Source organism: Acetobacter persici, assembly GCF_018256955.1.
Taxonomy (GTDB): Bacteria; Pseudomonadota; Alphaproteobacteria; order Acetobacterales; family Acetobacteraceae; genus Acetobacter; species Acetobacter persici.
The window spans coordinates 179,475-197,424 of the sequence record NZ_JAERKU010000006.1 but is presented as its reverse complement, the minus strand read 5'-3'; the positions used below and the strand labels follow the sequence as shown (position 1 = coordinate 197,424).

The 17,950-nt window shown below is 59.3% G+C and carries 16 protein-coding genes; 12 read left to right on the top strand and 4 right to left on the bottom strand.

The annotated features are described in order from the left end of the window. Positions 1 to 588 precede the first annotated feature (588 nt). Genes JK199_RS09295 through spt form a run of 4 tightly spaced genes read left to right on the top strand, consistent with a single transcriptional unit; the run spans position 589 to position 4,984 of the window. A complete protein-coding gene (locus JK199_RS09295) occupies positions 589 to 1,719 on the top strand; it encodes a hypothetical protein (RefSeq protein WP_077931476.1) in 1,131 nt (376 codons plus the stop codon). After that, entirely contained in the window at positions 1,719 to 3,494 is a 1,776-nt protein-coding gene (locus JK199_RS09290) for a fatty acyl-AMP ligase (RefSeq protein WP_212375400.1), read from the top strand. The genes JK199_RS09295 and JK199_RS09290 overlap by 1 nt, the downstream gene beginning before the upstream one ends. Before the next feature lie 23 nt (positions 3,495 to 3,517). Further along, positions 3,518 to 3,769, top strand: a complete 252-nt coding sequence (locus tag JK199_RS09285) for an acyl carrier protein (RefSeq protein WP_025826965.1) — start codon at positions 3,518 to 3,520, stop codon at positions 3,767 to 3,769. Positions 3,770 to 3,775: 6 nt separating this feature from the next. Further along, a complete protein-coding gene (gene spt, locus JK199_RS09280) occupies positions 3,776 to 4,984 on the top strand; it encodes a serine palmitoyltransferase (RefSeq protein WP_086656136.1) in 1,209 nt (402 codons plus the stop codon). Here spt and JK199_RS09275 read toward each other — a convergent pair. Continuing rightward, positions 4,981 to 5,967, bottom strand: a complete 987-nt coding sequence (locus tag JK199_RS09275; RefSeq protein ID WP_244985025.1) for a hypothetical protein — start codon at positions 5,965 to 5,967, stop codon at positions 4,981 to 4,983. The genes spt and JK199_RS09275 overlap by 4 nt on opposite strands. Before the next feature lies 1 nt (position 5,968). Continuing rightward, the gene (locus JK199_RS09270) at positions 5,969 to 6,949 is read right to left on the bottom strand and encodes a diacylglycerol/lipid kinase family protein (RefSeq protein WP_212375398.1); all 981 of its coding nucleotides are present in this window, start codon (positions 6,947 to 6,949) and stop codon (positions 5,969 to 5,971) included. 129 nt (positions 6,950 to 7,078) lie between these two features. On the opposite strand from JK199_RS09270, the gene JK199_RS09265 reads away from it, so the two are divergent. Genes JK199_RS09265 through JK199_RS09240 form a run of 6 tightly spaced genes read left to right on the top strand, consistent with a single transcriptional unit; the run spans position 7,079 to position 12,960 of the window. Further along, the gene (locus JK199_RS09265) at positions 7,079 to 7,978 is read left to right on the top strand and encodes a metallophosphoesterase family protein (protein ID WP_244985024.1); all 900 of its coding nucleotides are present in this window, start codon (positions 7,079 to 7,081) and stop codon (positions 7,976 to 7,978) included. After that, positions 7,975 to 9,192 carry an LptF/LptG family permease gene (locus JK199_RS09260; protein WP_025826973.1) on the top strand — a complete coding sequence of 406 codons (1,218 nt, stop codon included), beginning with the start codon at positions 7,975 to 7,977 and terminating at the stop codon, positions 9,190 to 9,192. The genes JK199_RS09265 and JK199_RS09260 overlap by 4 nt, the downstream gene beginning before the upstream one ends. Next, a complete protein-coding gene (locus JK199_RS09255) occupies positions 9,189 to 10,283 on the top strand; it encodes an LptF/LptG family permease (RefSeq protein ID WP_025826975.1) in 1,095 nt (364 codons plus the stop codon). Before JK199_RS09260 ends, JK199_RS09255 begins: the two co-directional genes overlap by 4 nt. Continuing rightward, positions 10,280 to 11,083, top strand: a complete 804-nt coding sequence (locus JK199_RS09250; protein ID WP_025826977.1) for a sterol desaturase family protein — start codon at positions 10,280 to 10,282, stop codon at positions 11,081 to 11,083. Before JK199_RS09255 ends, JK199_RS09250 begins: the two co-directional genes overlap by 4 nt. Continuing rightward, positions 11,080 to 11,868, top strand: coding sequence for a nucleotidyltransferase family protein (locus JK199_RS09245; protein WP_212375396.1), 789 nt, complete (start codon positions 11,080 to 11,082; stop codon positions 11,866 to 11,868). The genes JK199_RS09250 and JK199_RS09245 overlap by 4 nt, the downstream gene beginning before the upstream one ends. A 6-nt stretch (positions 11,869 to 11,874) precedes the next feature. Beyond that, on the top strand, positions 11,875 to 12,960 hold the full coding sequence (locus tag JK199_RS09240) for a glycosyltransferase family 4 protein (RefSeq protein WP_212375394.1): 1,086 nt from the start codon (positions 11,875 to 11,877) through the stop codon (positions 12,958 to 12,960). Positions 12,961 to 13,014: 54 nt separating this feature from the next. Here the strand turns inward: JK199_RS09240 and JK199_RS09235 are convergent, their stop codons facing one another. Then, complete coding sequence (locus JK199_RS09235) at positions 13,015 to 13,686, bottom strand: HAD family hydrolase (protein WP_212375391.1); 672 nt, start codon at positions 13,684 to 13,686, stop codon at positions 13,015 to 13,017. Positions 13,687 to 13,796: 110 nt separating this feature from the next. On the opposite strand from JK199_RS09235, the gene glmU reads away from it, so the two are divergent. Continuing rightward, positions 13,797 to 15,143 (top strand): bifunctional UDP-N-acetylglucosamine diphosphorylase/glucosamine-1-phosphate N-acetyltransferase GlmU, encoded by a 1,347-nt coding sequence (gene glmU, locus JK199_RS09230; RefSeq protein ID WP_212375389.1) that lies wholly within the window; start codon positions 13,797 to 13,799, stop codon positions 15,141 to 15,143. Further along, entirely contained in the window at positions 15,143 to 16,966 is a 1,824-nt protein-coding gene (gene glmS / locus JK199_RS09225) for a glutamine--fructose-6-phosphate transaminase (isomerizing) (RefSeq protein ID WP_212375387.1), read from the top strand. The genes glmU and glmS overlap by 1 nt, the downstream gene beginning before the upstream one ends. Before the next feature lie 130 nt (positions 16,967 to 17,096). On the opposite strand, the gene JK199_RS09220 is transcribed toward glmS, so the two are convergent. After that, positions 17,097 to 17,933, bottom strand: coding sequence for a DUF3108 domain-containing protein (locus JK199_RS09220; RefSeq protein ID WP_212375385.1), 837 nt, complete (start codon positions 17,931 to 17,933; stop codon positions 17,097 to 17,099). Between the last annotated feature and the right edge of the window lie 17 nt (positions 17,934 to 17,950).

The following is a 17,950-nucleotide window of genomic DNA, read 5'->3' as shown; positions in this document are numbered from 1 at the left end:
TCGAGCCGATCAATCTAGCAGAGCCAGAGGCCGCTGCCAACCGTCATCTCGTCCGGTGAAGCGGTTTCTAAGCGATCACCCTCACCCCGTCAACACCATCCGACACAAAAACTTCAAAAAAGTGCATCCCAATTTTTAAACACACGCAAAACCCCAGTTTCCCGCCAGTTTTCAATAAGTTGGCCGGCATAACTGCTGTTGCCTGAGTAAGCGGGTGGCCTGCTCCACCCCTCCGACATCCGCAAAAGGTCGGCTCAGATGACAGCAATCATACTTTGAGCACCTGAGATGCTGAGCCTTGCCACCCTCAGCCACACAAACCCACCACCCTGCCCCTTGCATATAAGGCGCATATTATATGAGGCCGTTTGATGGTCCCGCGCACGCTGATGTCCGCGCTTGTGTGATCACGAAAAACCTGAGATGGCGGCTCAGCCCCGCTCCGGGCGGCCTTGACTATATTGAGGCTGCCACGATTTGTGCATGTGAGCAGGTTATCCTGCCGCATAGAAACAGGCTGATGAGGCACCCGATGATGCAAGCAGACACGGCGGATCATGCCTCAACTCAAGAGGTGTTATTCTACTGATGCGCGTTCTTTTCCCTTACATCGCACAGCCGCACCAAACCTTGCATTCTCTGCCGATTGCAATGGAAATTGCCAGCAGACACCCTGAAGCAGAAGTCCACATTGCCTGCGCCACACAGGCACATCTGGATTATGCGCAGTCCCTCGCCTCCTACTATCCGGAATCGCGCGCCAGCTTCGAGCTTCTGCACCTCCCGAACCTGATCCGGGAGCGCGTTGAACGGCACGGGCATACCGTTTTTTCCCGCTTTGCGAGCCTTTTCTTCAACAAGAAATATTTCTCTACGTTTCAGGGCATCGTCGTCCCGGAGCGTACCTCACTCTATTTAAGGAAGCTTGGCGTCCGTCAGCCCCGCCTGATCTGGACCCGCCACGGGGCGGGTGACAGGGCCATTGGTTTTGCGCGGGATGTCAAAAATTTTGACTACGTTCTGATGGCGGGCAAGAAGGTTGAGCAGCGCCTTCTGGCTCAGGGCGCCATCCGGCCCGGCCATTATCATACGGGTGTCTACGCAAAGTTCGACATGGTGCGCCGGATGCGCAGCACGAGCTCACGCCTCTTTAATAACAACCGGCCGACCATTCTTTATAACCCGCATTTTAATGCCCGCCTTTCGTCCTGGCCCAATATGGGTCTGAATATCCTGAGTCATTTTGCCAATCAGGATCGCTACAACCTGATCTTTGCCCCCCATTACCGGCTGTTCGATAACCGGCGGACTGAGGCTGCTCAGCTAAAGCGTGCTTTTGGCGGCCATCCCCACATGATTGTCGATACTGGCAGCACCCGCAGCATTGATATGACCTATACCTCTGCTGCGGACCTCTATCTGGGCGACGCCAGCTCCCAGATTGCAGAATTTTTAATCCACCCTCGTCCGTGTGTTTTCCTGAACGCACATGACGTTGCCTGGCAAGGGGATGAGAACTATCGGTTCTGGACTTTGGGCCCGGTTCTGAACCAGCTTGAGACGTTCTCGGAAGACATTGATGCCGCATTTTCTTCACATCATGCTTTCGTAAATCTCCAAAAAGACTATATACGCGACACGTTCGATCTCACGGGAGACGAACCAACCGCGCCGGTAGGGGCCGACGCAATTGTTGATTTTCTTCGAATGGCCAGCTGATGAACGTTTTAAATCCTGCATCTTCACCTTCTAACGAAGAGGCTCTGCAACCGGTTCCCACCGGTTCTGGTCAGCAGCGCCGTTATGGCGATTTTGCAACATTCCCCGAAGCGCTGGACTATGCGGCACAGGGTGAGGCTGGCTTTAATATCTATTCCGGCAAAGGCGTTCTGCTGGAAGCCCTGCCGTATCGCACACTGCGTGAGCAGGCGATTGAAACCGGGCTGCGCCTTCTTGGAATGGGCCTGCAGCCGGGCGATCGCGTAGCGATTGTCGCGGAAAGCGATGGTGACTTTGCCCGTATCTTCTTTGGCTGCCAGTATGCTGGTCTGGTTGCAGCCCCCCTGCCCCTGCCCGTCGCCTTTGCCGGGAAAGAGACCTATCTGACCACGCTGCGCGGTATGATTACCAGTGCCGGGGCCAGCGCGGTGATTATTCCGCAGATTATTGAAGGCTGGACGGACGATATCGTCAGCGGCATGGGGCTGGCTTTTGCTGGCTCCCCCACTGAACTGATGGAACGCCCGGTGCCGGATATGGTTCTGCCAACCATTCATCCGGAAGCTCTGTCCTACCTTCAGTTCTCGTCCGGCAGCACCCGCTCCCCTATGGGTGTGTGCGTCAGCCAGCGTTCTGGCATGGCAAATGTGGCCGCCATCGCGCATGATGGCCTGTGCGTGCATGAAACCGGCGACCGCTGCGTCTCCTGGCTCCCGCTTTATCATGACATGGGACTGGTCGGGTTTTTCCTGACCCCCATGACCTGCCAGCTAACGGTTGATCTCCTCCCGACCCGTGAATTTGCCCGCAGGCCCCATGTCTGGCTGGACCTGATCAGCCGCAATCGCGGGACAATCGCCTACAGCCCGTCTTTCGGTTACGAACTCTGCGCACGTCGCCCCGCCTCCGCCGAACTGGACCTGTCCTGCTGGCGCGTGGCCGGGATTGGCGGCGATATGATCCGTCCGCATATCCTCAAAGAATTTTCTGAGCGGTTTGAAGCTGTTGGCTTTAACCCCAAAGCGTTTGTCGCCAGTTACGGCATGGCGGAAGCCACTCTGGCTATCAGCTTTGTGCCGCTTGATACTGGCATTGAAACCGATACGATTGATCTCCCGGCGCTGGAAAGCGAAGGGGTGGCGCGTGCGGCAACTGATCCTGCCACCCCCACCAGAACCTTTGTTGTCTGCGGCAGAGTTCTGCCCGGGCATGAGATGGAAGTGCGTGACCCGGAAGGACGTGTTCTGGAAGACCGCCAGACCGGTACAATTTTTGTCCGCGGCCCGAGCCTGATGAATGGCTACTTCCGCAAGCCCGCCGATACGGCACAGGTGCTGGATCAGGATGGCTGGCTGAACACAGGTGACCTTGGTTACATGCTGAATGGTCAGATTGTGGTCACAGGCCGCGCCAAAGATCTGATTATCATCAATGGCCGGAATATCTGGCCGCAGGATCTGGAATGGTCGGCCGAAAGCCATATCCCGACCCTGCGCAGCCGCGATGTTGCCGTGTTCTCCATGGAAAAAGGAGACCATGAGGAAATTGTGGCGCTTATCCAGTGCCGCGCAACGTCACCGGAAGCGCGTGAAGCCCTTCAGGCCGAAGCCACCAGCCTCTTCCGGCGCCTGCATGGCGTGGATGTTTCCGTGGTTCTTGTGCCGCCGCATGCCCTGCCGCAAACCTCATCCGGTAAACTGACACGCGCCAAAGCCCGCAAGATGTTCCAGACCGGCATGTTTGAACCGCAACCTGAAGCAGCTTCTGCCTGCTAAGGCGGGAAATTAAGGATTTTAAAATGAGCGAAACTGTTGAAAGCGTTTCTGCGCTGATCATCCAGAAACTTCTCGCCAATCCGAAAGTGCCGCGCGACATCGACGGTAACTGCAAGATCATGGACGATTTGGCTTTTGATTCTCTGGCTGTCATGAATTTTGTCATGGAAGTGGAAGACAGCATGGATGTGTCCGTGCCGCTCGACAAGCTGGCTGATATCCGGACCATTAACGACCTTGCCGCCTGCGTGGTTGATCTGAAAAACAAAGGCTGAGCGCGCATGACGTCTCTTTTTTCAAAATTTGACGGCACGGCCGGAGCCCTTGGCTCTCTGGTAGAAGCAGGCGGACGCAACCCGTTTTCTGTCGTCATTGAAAAGCCGGTTTCTTCCACGGTTGGCATTATCGAAGGCCGTGAGACCCTGCTTTTTGGCACGAACAACTATCTGGGGCTGAGCCAGTCCCCACGCGCCATCAAGGCTGCGCAGGACGCCGCCGCGACCTGTGGCGTCGGCACAACCGGCTCCCGCATTGCCAATGGCACGCAGTCCCTGCACCGGCAGCTTGAGCGCCGTATTGCCGATTATTTTGGCCGCCGTGACGCCATGGTCTTCTCCACCGGGTATCAGGCCAATCTGGGCATGATCTCCACGCTGGCCGGCAAGGACGACTATCTGATTCTGGACGCAGACAGCCACGCCAGCATTTATGATGGCAGTCGCCTGAGCCCCGCACAGGTTATCCGCTTCCGTCATAATGATGCGGATGATCTCTATAAACGCCTGAAGCGTCTGGACGGGACACCGGGTGCGAAGCTGATTGTTGTGGAAGGTATTTATTCCATGACCGGTAACGTCCCGCCAATTGCCGAGATGGTCGCCGTCAAGCGTGAAACGGGAGCCTATCTGCTGGTGGATGAAGCCCACTCCTTCGGGGTGATGGGCGAACGCGGTCTGGGCATTGCAGAACAGGCCGGGGTGGAAGCGGATGTGGACTTTATTGTCGGCACCTTCTCTAAGAGCCTTGGCACGGTTGGCGGATATTGCGTCTCCGATCATCCGGAACTGGAACTGGTCCGGCTGAACTGCCGCCCGTATATGTTTACAGCATCCCTGCCACCGGAAGTGATTGCCGCGACCATGGCAGCACTTGAAGATATGGCTGAACACCCGGAACTGCGCACGCAGCTGAAGGACAACGCGGCACGGCTACATGCCGGGTTCCACGGACTTGGCCTGAATGCCAGCAAGCAGGTCAGCCCGGTGATTGCCGTTACTCTGGAAGAAATCGGGCAGGCCATTGTTATGTGGAACCGCCTGCTGGACCTTGGGGTTTACGTCAATCTCAGCCTGCCGCCTGCTACACCGGACTCTCGTCCGCTGCTGCGCTGCTCTGTCATGGCAACACACACGGCTGAGCAGATTGATAAAGCGATTGATATCTTTAAGCAGGCCGCTCTGGACGCCAAAGCACTTCCGGCAGCCGCCTAAGAGCGTTTAAACGCCCCCTTGCGCCACAACCGCCAGAGCAAGGGCGGCGCGGCCAGCAGGGGGTGCTTTTCTGCAAAAGGTGTCAGCGGCACCCTGATCCCGGTATGTCGCTCGATTTTCCACGCGGCATAGCGGGCACCGCCTGTAAAGGTATAAGCCGCCTTGATCAGCCGCAGGATGTTGAGCGGACGCCCCATTCTGCGCCGCACCTGCCACGCCTGCTCTTCCCGGAATTTCTGGGCGGAAGAGAGACGCGGCCGGACTTCCTCCCCATCCCTTTCGTAACCCAGTCCCGCAGCCTGCCAGCACGGCAGCAGCAGATCCCTGTATCGCTCCTGATAGCTGGCGACGATCCCGGCACCGCGCCCCGCCTTTTCTACCCGAAGCTCTGTCTGATAGGTCTGGCGATAAAGCGCATTCCAGAAATCCTCACGCTGCCCTTTTTCCGGCCCGAGAAAGGCCGTCCAGCGGGCGGCGGTCACGGTGGCGCGCATGACGCAGCGGCGTAATGTCTGGGCCGCAGCGGCGTCCCGTTGCCAGACCAGCCGCACAGGCTGAGAAAAACGGGCCCAGACTGTTGTATCCATAGCGCTGAAGCCGGTCAGCCTGCGGAACTGGGCAAGGGACAGAATGGCCACTTTGGCTCGTAACTGCCGTCCTTCAACAGTCAGTTCATGATATTCGACATTGGGGGGCAAAAGCGCATTCGCGAGGCAGGCCAGCCGCCCGCGTGGCCAGTCAGACTGTTTTTTAACAATCACATAAAAATCGAGCAGCGTATCATCCTGTATGCCCCCCCGCAGGCCGGAGCCGTAGAACAGCACGCCAAGCGGCTCGGCCGTACCGACCATCTGCTCTACAAAATCCAGCACGGCGGGGCTGACGCGCGTTGTCAGCTCACGCAGGATCTGTTCATCAAGGAACCGGACTGCGCTGGCCTGCTGGCCGGACAGAGGTTCTTCAGGACGCTGCTGCTTGGCCATTTTATGCCTGTAGGAAAGAGAGAATCGGTCCTGCGGAAATTTCCAGACTATGTGCGGGGCCTGTTTCCAGAACCTCACCATCCAGCACAAAGGATTGCTCTGTGTTCAGAACAAGACGCTGCACCGACCCGCTGACGTAAGACGGATCGGCCCTTAGCCATGCCGGGCTGCGCCCGCGCAGCAGACTCCAGAGTGCGCGCAGCAGCTTCTGGGGGTTGGCCCCGACATCCAGATAGCTGATCCCTTCATCGGCCAGCCCTTCCGCTCTCCAGAAAGGCCAGAGCCCGTGCGGCAGGCATTGCAAGCCGGTGCAGAGGAACAGGAAGCGGTTGTGAGCCTCTGCGTCCCCTCCGTTTAGACTTAACCCAACGGGGGTGCCGTCCAGCCAGCTCTGCCGCAGACGGGGGGTGATAATCTGCCGCAGCGTTTCCGCCAGCGTGATGAATACGGCGGTATCATGCGCATAATTTTTAAGAATGGCAGGCGAGTGGGCAATTTCTATGCCGCGCGTAAAAGCGCCAAGGCCGCCGAAAAAACCCAGAACCGCGGCACGGTCCTGCCCCGGCCATGAGACAACCAACGGCTGACGCTGCTTGACGTCTGACACCAGACGGCCAGACTGAGCCCTGTCCTGAAGCCGTTGCAGGGCTTCCTCCCCCCGCAGGCCAAACCCCACATCTGCGGCAATCAGATTCGTATTGCCGGACGGCAGCACCGCAATCATGGGGAATCTGTCTTTGGGGTAAGATGATGCGTAGAGGGCACTCAGCACATTGCCGACCGTGCCATCCCCTCCGTCAATCACCAGACACCCTACGTCCTGCCGTGCCAGATCTTCTATGACGTCATGCAGTGCGCCCTGAGAGTCCGGGGAAAAGAAGAGCGGCCCCAGAATGCGCCGGGCGCAGTCCAGATAACGACCATCCGCCTTGAGATTGCGTCTGCTGCGGGAATTGTGAATCAAGGCAAAACGATCAGGCACTCGGAAACTCTTGCTTTTGCAGATACGGTGCCAGCGCTTTTGCCCCGGCTTATGGCGGTGGTATAATTAGAGTCAGCACACTTGTCACATACTGTCCTGTCAGGCCCCCTGCGCCGGAGACTTTCTTCCTTGCCCTCTTTTCAGATTGCGCACCTGTCCGACCCCCATCTGCCACTGGCGGAATACCCGGCTCGGGATGAAATTCGCTTCAAACGTCTCCTCAGCCTTCTGTCCTGGACATTAAAACGCCGCCATCTGCACAAGGCCGCCCCACTGGCACGGGTGATGGACGATATCCGGCGGTTTCAACCGGAACTGGTTGCTCTGACGGGGGATCTCACCAATCTTGGTCTGCGTTCGGAATTCCGGCGCGCCCGGCAATGGATGCAAGAGCAGGCACTCCCCCCCACCCTGCTGGTGCCCGGCAACCATGATGCCCTGATCCGCCAGAACCCGGCCGGAAAAGCGGCTCTGTGGGCAGACTGGCTTAAAACCGGGACGTCATTCCCATCCCTGCTGGTCAAAGACCATATTGCCTTGATCGGGGTGAACTCCGCCGTCCCTACACGACCATTTTTTGCGTCCGGCAAAGTCGGGGCTGCGCAGGCTGAACGGCTCCGTGCGGTTCTTCTTAAGGCAGGGCAGGACGGATTGTGCCGTGTCGTACTGATTCATCACCCCCCGGTGGCCGATCTGGTCAGCCGCCGGAAGGGACTGGACGATATGGACCTGTCGCAGTCTGTTCTGCGCGATGCAGGCGCCGAACTGGTGCTGCATGGACACTCGCACCGCGCGACTCTCGCCTGCATTCCGCACACGGAAATTCCGGTTGTCGGCACGACCTCGGCCTCGCATAGTGCGGGCAGCCCGGACACCGCAGCCGGATGGAACGCCATTGCCGTCCATCCGCAGGCCGGGCACTGGGCAATTACCGTTCTGCGGCGGGAACTTGGAACGGATGGCATCATGCGGGATGGCCCCACGCACACGTTCACACCCCATCGCCTTTCCGCATCAATCCGGCTATGACACCTTCCATGCCGAACACGCCCCTGTTGCGCCGACTGCAAGCGTTCTTCACTCCAGGCACTCTGGACCGCTATCTGATTGCGCAGGTTATCCCGCCTTTTATGGTCGCCCTGTCCGTCGTGATGGCGGCTTTGCTGCTTGAGCGCCTGCTGGTGCTGTTCAACCTGCTGGCCGCGGGCAACAACCATCTGGGCGTTTTTGTTGAACTGCTGACAACACTCCTGCCGCATTATCTGGGGCTGGCCATTCCGGCGGCCCTCTGCGTGGGCGTGTTTTCCATCATCCGACGCATGAGTCAGAATGAGGAAATTGACGCCATCACCAGCAGCGGCATTTCTCTGACACGCATCACGCGGCCCTACATTCTGCTGGGGGCTGCGCTGAGTCTCGTCACCTTTCTGCTGTACGGTTTTGTGCAGCCACATGCGCGCTATGACTTCCGGGCGACATTTTATATGGCCAGCCACACCGGCTGGGCACCCCGGCTGCAATCCAACATGTTTGCCAGCCCGTCCTCTACCCTGACCATTGTCGCGGACAAGGTGACGCAGGGCGGCTCCGATCTGCATGGCGTGTTTATCCGGGATACCTCGGACAATCAGGAACGTGACATTACCGCCCGGCACGGCCATATCCGGCTGGCGTCAGACAGTTCCGCCGTGGAAATTGCGCTGGAGAACGGCACAATCCTGACCGACACCGGCAAAGGCGTGCCCACCCTGACGACTTTTGAACACGCCACACGGCTGCTGACCCGCGCCAACCACATCACCCCCTTCCGTGAGCGTGGTGAGGACGAGCGGGAACTGACCTCCCCTGAACTTGTCAGCAGACTGCTGCATCAGGACCCGTCGATCTCCCGCCCGCATATGCGTTCGGAAGTGCATTTCCGGCTGGCCCGCAGCCTCACCATTCCATTTATTCCGGCTCTTGCCGCCGCCCTTGCCATTATGCGCAAGCGGCAGCGTAGCAGTGCTGGTCTTGTGCTGGCTTTTATCATCATGGTCGGGTTCGATCACATGCTCCAGTTCGGGCACAGTATGGTCGCCACAAAAAAAGCCTCTCTGCTGATTATCTGGGGGCCAGCCCTCATTTTTGTCGCGATGAGTTCTTTGCTGCTGCTGCACAAGTCCGGCACATTCCAGACACTTAAAGCCCAGTGGATGAGCAAAAAACGCGCCAGACTGGCCGACAGTCAGAAGGCCGCGCCGTGAAAACAAAATCACACGCCCCGACCCATGTTCTGCTGCGCTATCTCTCTGGCGTGCTGTTCAACCGTGTTCTGTTCAGCTGCGCCATTCTGGTCGGGCTGATGGAAATTCTGGCTCTGCTGGAACAGACGACCCCCATCCTGCAGCGGCATCTGGGTATTTCGGGTATCCTGACCTATGCGGGGATGCGGCTTCCCTTCCTGATGGCAGGTGCTTTGCCGCTCAGCGTGCTGATTGGCGCGCTTGTCATGCTCTCCCAGATGACCCTTGCCAGCGAGATGGCCATTCTTCAGGCCTCGGGCCTTTCCATGTGGGGCCTGTACAAGCGGCTTCTGCCTGCCACGCTGCTGATTGGTGTGATGGGCGTTATGCTGGATGATCAGGTCACCCCCCGCTCAGAACAGGCTCTGGCGGCGTGGTGGAACCGGACGGACCCGCACCCGGAAAACGGTCATGCCTTCTGGTTCCATGAAGGCGGGCGCATTGGCCATGTAAAGTATGTTGCGGATGGCGGGAACATGCTCTCGGGGCTTGATCTCTATACACGCACGCCAGATGGCATGCTGCAGGAAGCCCTGCATGCGGACCGCGCGGATTATACCCATGCGCATGGCTGGCAGTTGCGCACCATCCGCCGTGTTCAGGTTGATGGGGATAAGACCGCCAGACTCCCGGTGGAGGACGATACCTCATGGCAGACCACGCTGCATCCGTGGGACTTTATCCGTCTTTCGGCTGAAAACCCGCCTCTGTCCTCCGGCACCATTATCGGCATGCTGCGCGGGCGGCTGCCGTCCGATTCCAGTCCCGGCTTCCTTCAGGCTGGCCTGCTGGAACGCTTTCTGCGCCCGGCCGCCATGATGGTATTGTTGTTGCTTGCCATGCCGGTAATCTATATTCCACCCCGGACAGGCACACGAAGCTGGGTCCCGGTCTGGTGTCTCGGGGCTGGCCTGCTGTTTATTATCGCGCAAGGGCTGTTACGGGCCATGGGCAATGCCGGACTTCTGCCCCCACCTGTTGCGACCATCCCCGGATTGATTATTTTCACTCTGGGGGCAGTCACCGCGCTCCTGAGGAACGAAGCAAAATGAGCGGCACTCTGAATAACGCGACCATCCGCACGGGCCGGAGTTTTGATCTTGGCAAGATGAACCTCCGCCAGTTGTGGATCGCTTATCTGACCTATCCGACCATTCTGTTATATTTCGCGCTGGTTATTGCCAGCGTTGCGGCGGCAACCTGGTTTTTTGCCGGGTGGGGGCCGACGCTGGTTTCCATTCTGGCCGTCATACTGGTGTATCCGCTGGCGTGGTATCTGCTGCATCGCTACGTGCTGCACGGGCGCGTTCTCTACAAAATGAAATGGACGGCCTCCCTGTGGAAGCGCATCCATTTTGACCACCATCAGGACCCGCATCTGCTGGACGTTCTGTTTGGTGCGCCCGTCACCACCCTGCCGACCATTGCCGTCATTACCATACCCATCGGGTATCTGATTGGCGGCTGGGGCGCTGCGGCCACGGCTTTTGGCACCGGCGTGGCCATCACCTGCATTTATGAATTCTTCCACTGCATCCAGCATCTGAACTACAAGCCGCGCTCCGCATGGATCCAGCGTATGAAGGCGCGTCACGTTCTGCACCACTTCCATGATGAAGACGGTAATTTCGGCATTACCAGCTTTGTGGTGGACCGCGTGTTTGGCAGCTACTATCTGGACGCCAAAGCGCGCCCGCGCAGCCCGACGGTGTTCAATCTGGGATATGATGTCAAAGAAGCGCAGCGTTTTCCGTGGGTTATGGATCTGACAGGCTCTCCCCCGCGGGACCGGCCCGACGGTGCCCGCCCGGAAGCCAAACTGATGCGCGATACGTCCCAGCACGCTGCATGACAACGGCACACGGGCCTCTGTCCGCCCTTATTCTGGCAGGCACGCGCCCCGGTGCGCCGGACCTCATGGCGCAGGCCGCCGGTGTTTCCCACAAAGCCATTCTGCCCGTAGGCGGTACGCCGATGATCCTGCGGGTGATCTCGGCACTTCAGGCCACACCGGGGATCGGGCGGATTGTTGTCTGCATTGATAACCCGGCTGTGCTGGCCGGGATAATCCCGCCCGACATTGATATTCTCCCCTCAAGCCCGCATGGTCCGAGCGCCAGTGTGCTGGCGGGTCTGACACAGATGGGCACCCCCCTGCTTGTCACCACAGCCGACAATGCCCTGCTCCGCCCCGCATGGATCAGCGAATTTCTGGACAAATGCGGCCCTGATACGGATGTCGCGGCGGCCGTAGCGCCTGAAGCTGCCGTGCTGCGGGATGTGCCCGGCACGCGCCGCACCTTTATCCGGCTGGCCGATATGGCGTTTTCCGGGTGCAATCTGTTCCTCTTCCGCACACCCGCGTCCTTGGCGGTTGCGGAACTCTGGCAGCATGTTGAAAAAAACCGCAAACATCCGTTGCGGATAGCGTGGCTCCTTGGTCCCGGCGTTTTGCTGCGCGCACTGTGCAAAAAACTCACATGCACGGCCCTGTGCAACCGCATTGGGGCACTAACGGGCACAACGGCTGAACTGATTCCGCTTTCAGACGGTCGGGCCGCCGTGGATGTTGATAAACCGGCTGATCTGGACCTGACGGAAAAGCTGATTGCCGCGGACGCCAGAGCGAACCCCTGATCTGCCATGCGCATTGCTTACCTTATCAATTCGACCGAAGGCGGCGGAGCAGCCTTCCCGGTGCCTGCCATTACCCGCGTGCTGCGCAATGCAGGGCATGAGGTTGCTGTTTTTGCGCTGACCCGGCGGGATGGCAGAGCCATCAAACCCATGCAGGACGCCGGGCTGGAGGTGCGGGTGCGCGAAGGGGGCCGAAAGGACCATCTGGCGGCCCTGCTCTGGCTGAAACGCCAGATGGACCTCTGGCAGCCCACGCATTTATGGACCTCGCTAACCCGTGCGACTCTGCTGGGCCAGATCATCGGGCAGATGCGGGGCATCCCGGTGGCAAGCTGGCAACATTCTGCGCGGCTGCGCCCCCCTAACGGCACCTTGCTCCGGCTGCGGCGCAACGCCTCCTGCCTATGGGTCGGAGATTCGCAATACGTGACGGATATCACCCGGCAACAACTCCACATTCCGGCGGACCGCCTGATGTGCTGGCCAATTTTCCATGCCCGCGCCGATAGCCCTCAGGCCCGCGCATGGCAACAGGGAGAGCCTGTGCGTCTTGGGTCTCTGGGCCGCCTGCATCCCGTGAAAGGCTTTGATACGCTCTGCCTCGCGCTGGCCCGCCTCCGGCAGGCCGGACGCATTCCCCCTTTCCATCTGACACTGGCGGGCGAAGGAGAAGAACGCCCGGCGCTGGAAGCCCTTATCCGGCAGCATGGATTACAGGACCACGTCTCCCTGCCCGGCTTCTGTGACCAGACAGGGCCGTTTCTGGCAGCGCAACACCTCTACCTTCAGCCCTCCCACTGGGAAGGATTCTGCATGGCGGCACATGAGGCCATGCAGGCAGGCCTCCCGGTGATTGCCTCTGCCGTCGGGGAACTCACCCATTCCATCCAGAACGGCGTTACCGGCTGGACTGTCCCTCCAAAAGACCCGGATGCGCTGGCAACAGCCCTCGCAATCGCCCTGGCTCAGCCTGAGCGGCTAGCGGACATGGGTCAGGCCGGACGAACCTATGTTCTGACCCATTTTAGTGAGGAAGCTTTTACCCATACCGGGGAAGCCGTCCTGAGCCGATTTGCCGCGCTGACAGCCTGACGGACTGACACATCCGGCAGGCCTGCACAGACGGCAGGCGCGTCCGGAAGCCTCTTACACCAGCAAAGCCATAACTTTTCCGGGCACTTCCGCCATACCCACGGCACTTGCATCGGCTTCACGGGCAAAAGCAGGGTCACCATACCCCCACGCAGCAAACAGAGAGCGGACGTTGCTGCCCCGCGCCGCGAGCAGATCGGGCATCATGTCCCCGATCATGACGGTAGAGGCGGCCTGCCCCCCGGCCAGCGCGATTGTCCCCAGCAGATGCGCCGGGTCAGGCTTTCTGGCTGGAAAACTATCCCCGGCCCCAATGCTGGCAAACAGCGGGGTCAGATTGAAGGCGTCAAGAATATGCCGGGCAGCCGCTTCCGGCTTGTTTGTACAAACCGCAAGCATCCAGCCATGTTTCCGTAATGTCTCCAGCGCATCCTCCGTGCCGGGAAACAGACGGGAAAGCCGTGTTGCACGGGGGGTGTAAAGGCTGAGAAACTGACTGACGGTCTGTGTGGCGTTCAGTCCGGCACGTCCGTCCGGATCCGTGAGACGAATCAGGCTCTCCACCAGAGCATGCACACCATTGCCAATCATGCCGCGCACTGCCGCGTCCGAAACCGGAGGCAGGCCATGAGAGGCGAGGATTTCCCGCACACAGTCGGCAATATCCGGCAGGGAGTCCAGCAAGGTGCCGTCCATATCAAACACGGCCAGTCCTGACTGCGTCATACGCTCTTATCCTTCTGTAAATTTTCGAAAAGTTTTATGATACATCCATAACGTTATTCCCCGGCCAGACGTTTGACACCTGCCTGAGCTTGGCTTACCGCAAAGGGATCATGACGTCTCCTTCCGCATCCCGTCCCGCCACTGCCGTCCTGCTTGCTGCCGGACTTGGCACCCGTATGAAATCCTCCCGCCCAAAGGCCATGCAGCGGCTGGCAGGCAGGCCCATGCTGGCCCACCTGATTGCCAGTGCTTCCGAGGTTTTTGACCGGCTGGTCGTCGTCATAGGCCCGGAAATGGGCGATGTGGCGGAACTCGCCGCACCCTACCCGGTTGTGATCCAGCATGAACGGCTGGGCACGGCACATGCCGCCCTGCAGGCAGAGGCCTATTTTGGCGATGGGGATGTGGCTGTTCTGTATGCGGATAACCCCCTGATTTCCTCTGAAACGCTTACACGCCTGCTGGAAGCGCGCCATGCGCCGGAAGTCGGGCTGGCCCTGCTGGCCATGCGCCCTACGGAACCGGGCCGTTATGGCCGCGTCATTGCGCAGGGCGGGCTTGTAGAGCGAATTGTGGAATGGGCGGACGCCACGCCAGAAGAACGGGCTGTGGATCTGTGCAACGCCGGAGTGCTGTGCGCGGACGCCGCAACCTTCCGCCGCTGGCTGCACAGCGTGAAAAATGACAACGCCAAGGGTGAATTCTACCTGACAGATGTGGTGGATTGCGCTGTGGCCGATGGTGTGCGCGTCCATGCTGTAGAAGCGGCTGAAGATGAACTGCGCGGCATCAATTCCCGCATGGAACTGGCCGAGGCGGAAGCCGCCCTGCAAGCGCGCCTGCGCCAGAAGGCCATGGAAAACGGAGTAACGCTGGTTGCGCCGGAGACGGTGTTCTTCTGTGCCGACACAGTGCTCGCACCGGATGTTCTGGTTGAACCGCATGTTGTCTTTGGTCCGGGTGTGACGGTGGAAAGCGGTGCGGAAATCCGCTCCTTCAGCCAGCTGGAAGGCTGCACCGTGCAGAAAGACGCCATTATTGGCCCGTATGCCCGCCTGCGTGCCGGCACCAGTATCGGGACCGGAGCCCGCGTCGGCAATTTTGTGGAAGTGAAAAACACCACGCTGGGTGACGGTGCAAAAGCCAACCATCTGACCTATCTGGGAGATACGTCCATCGGCGCACGTTCCAACATTGGCGCGGGGACCATCACCTGCAATTATGATGGCTTCTTCAAACACAAAACAACCATTGGGGACCGCGTTTTTGTAGGCTCCAACGCCATTCTGGTTGCCCCCGTCAGCATCGGCACCAATGCGCTGGTGGCGGCTGGCAGCGTGATTACCAAAGACGTGCCGGAGGACGCCATGGCCTTTGGCCGCCCCCGGCAGGAGAACAAGCCTGAACTGGGCAGACGCTTCAAGGAAACCCTGAACGCCAGAAAGGAAAACGGCTGATGTGTGGCATATGCGGCGTTGTCGGCCTGCGACACGCAACCCCGATTGTGTTTGAAGGTCTGCGCCGGCTGGAATATCGGGGCTATGACTCCGCGGGGATCGCAACGCTGGTGGATGGACGGGTTGAACGCCGCCGGGCCGCGGGCAAGCTGGATAATCTGGGCCGCCTGCTGGAAAACAATCCGCTGGCGGGTACTACCGGCATCGGCCACACGCGCTGGGCTACGCACGGCGCGCCCACAGCCTGCAACGCACATCCGCACGGCACGGAACGCGTCGCCATTGTACATAATGGCATTATCGAAAATTTCGAGACGCTGCGGCGTGAGCTTGAAGCCGTCGGTCAGGTTTTCCAGACGGAAACAGACAGCGAAACCATTGCCCTGATGGTGGATTTTTATCTCACGCAGGGTTACGCGCCGAGGGAAGCAGCCCTTAACACGCTGAAACGCCTTGAAGGCGCTTATGCCGTGGCCATGATTTTTGCGGGCCATGAAGGCCTCATGATTGGGGCGTGCCATAGTGCCCCGCTGGCTGTCGGTTATGGCGACGGGGAAATGTTCCTGGGTTCTGACTCCCTTGCCCTCGCCCCGCTGACCCGCCGCATTACCTACATGGAAGACGGAGATTGCGTGGTGATCACCCCGGCCGGGGCTGAGTTCATCACCTTTGATGGCACGCCCGTCACCCGCAAGGAGCAGACGACGGCACTGGCCGCGGGTTCCATCGGGAAAGATGGCTACCGCCATTATATGGAAAAAGAGCTGCACGAGCATCCGCTGGTGATCGGCCAGACGCTCCAGCGCATGGTGGACCCGGCCAGCCGCCGCGTCATGCTGCCAGAAATGCCGTTTGATCTGGCCTCCGTGCCCCGTGCCGTCATTACGGCCTGTGGTTCAGCGTTTTATGCGGGTATGATTGGCCGCTACTGGCTGGAAGACATTGCCCGCCTGCCGGTGGATATTGATGTTGCCAGTGAGATGCGCTACCGCAATCCGCCGCTGACGGCAGGCTCTCTCGGCCTGCTGATCTCCCAGTCCGGTGAGACAGCGGATACGCTGGCCGCCCTGCGCAGCCTGCGGGAAAAAGCTGTCCATATTCTTTCTGTGCTCAATGTGGAGCACAGCACCATGGCGCGTGAAAGCGATGTTGTGCTGGGCACGGTGGCCGGGCCGGAAATATCCGTTGCTTCCACCAAAGCCTTCACAGCCCAGCTTACCGTTCTGGCCTGCCTGAGCATTGCCGCGGCACGGGCCCGTGGCACGCTGGATGAAGCCGGGGAAGATGCTCTGGTTTCCGCCCTGCTGGATCTGCCAAGCCGTGCCGCGGAAGTGTTTACGCAAGGCCCTGCAATCCGCCGTATGGCGCAGATTGTCGTGGAAGCGCGGGACGTGCTCTATCTGGGCCGCGGCAGCATGTTCCCCGTCGCGATGGAAGGGGCTCTGAAACTCAAGGAAATCACCTATATCCATGCGGAAGCCTACGCGGCAGGCGAGATGAAGCACGGGCCGATTTCCCTGATTGACCGCACTGTGCCGATTGTTGCCAGCGCTCCCTACACGCCGCTATTTGATAAAACGCTCTCCAACCTCCAGGAGGCGAAAGCACGCGGTGGTCGTCTACTGGTCTTTACCGACACAAAAGGCGCAGACCGTGTTTCCGCCATCGCGGAAGAAATGGTTGTGCTGCCCCACGTGCATGATTTTGTAGCCCCCATCCTGCAAACCATTCCGGTGCAGATGCTGGCCTATGAGGTTGCCGTGCTGAAAGGCACGGATGTGGACCAGCCACGGAACCTAGCAAAGTCCGTCACGGTCGAATAATACCCACGTCCAGAGCCAGCCCCCGGATCTAGTGTCCGGGGCTGGCGACAGAATTTTACGTCTGGAAAGCGTGCTGCGCGTAACACGCTGAGAATCCTCTCAGCATGCACGCCGCACGCTTTTTTTTCGTTTAAGTCGTCTGCTGAGGCGGACCATCCAGAATGATGGTGATGCGGCCCATTTTCGGGTGATCAATTTCCACCCGGACAGCCACAAAACCCGCGTCTCCCACCTTTTCAAACCAGGCGCGGCCCGGCTGAGGGTTCCGGAGCTTGCTGTTCTCGCTATTGAACTTGAAGCCTTCCGTTTGCTGCGCCACAAAATCACACCGCAGCGCATCATCCCCCCATTCCAGCGGGCCGCCTGAGGGAATCCGCTGTAACCCTCCGGAATGCATGGAGAGCGTGCTCAGGCGCATCCCATCGAATACCTTGGCCTTCCCGTCACAACTCTGGGTCGTACGGACCTGATGCAGCAGATCCATCAGCACAGCGAGGGTATCAATGGCCCCTTTTTTGTCCGCATCCGGCACAGACTCGCGGTCTGTCTCCGCAGGGTCGAGTGTTGTGACTTCGGGCATCTGGTCCCGATATGTCAGAGAGACATGCCGATTCCTGCCGCGGGACCAGCCCACACTGTCATAGGCTGAGGGCTCGACGGCCTGCCCGTTAAAATGCCCCTGCGCGCTGGTCTGCAAATTGGTCTTCATGAACAGGCCGAAAAATCCGCCTGTTTTGATATGCGCCGCAACACCATACTGCGTCTCACTCAGGCGATAGGATGCCTGAATATCCATCACCTTAAAGCCGTGCGCATAGACACGATACTGCACCTGAGTCTGTGGCAGAACGCCTTCAGCCCGGGCCGCAGATCCTGAACCTCCGGCCAGCAGAAAACCGGCGCACAGGCCCGGCACAAGAGACCTGAGAAGAGCGGTCCCACCGGACAGCAGACGTGAATGCTGCATAATATTCCTTTTCAAAC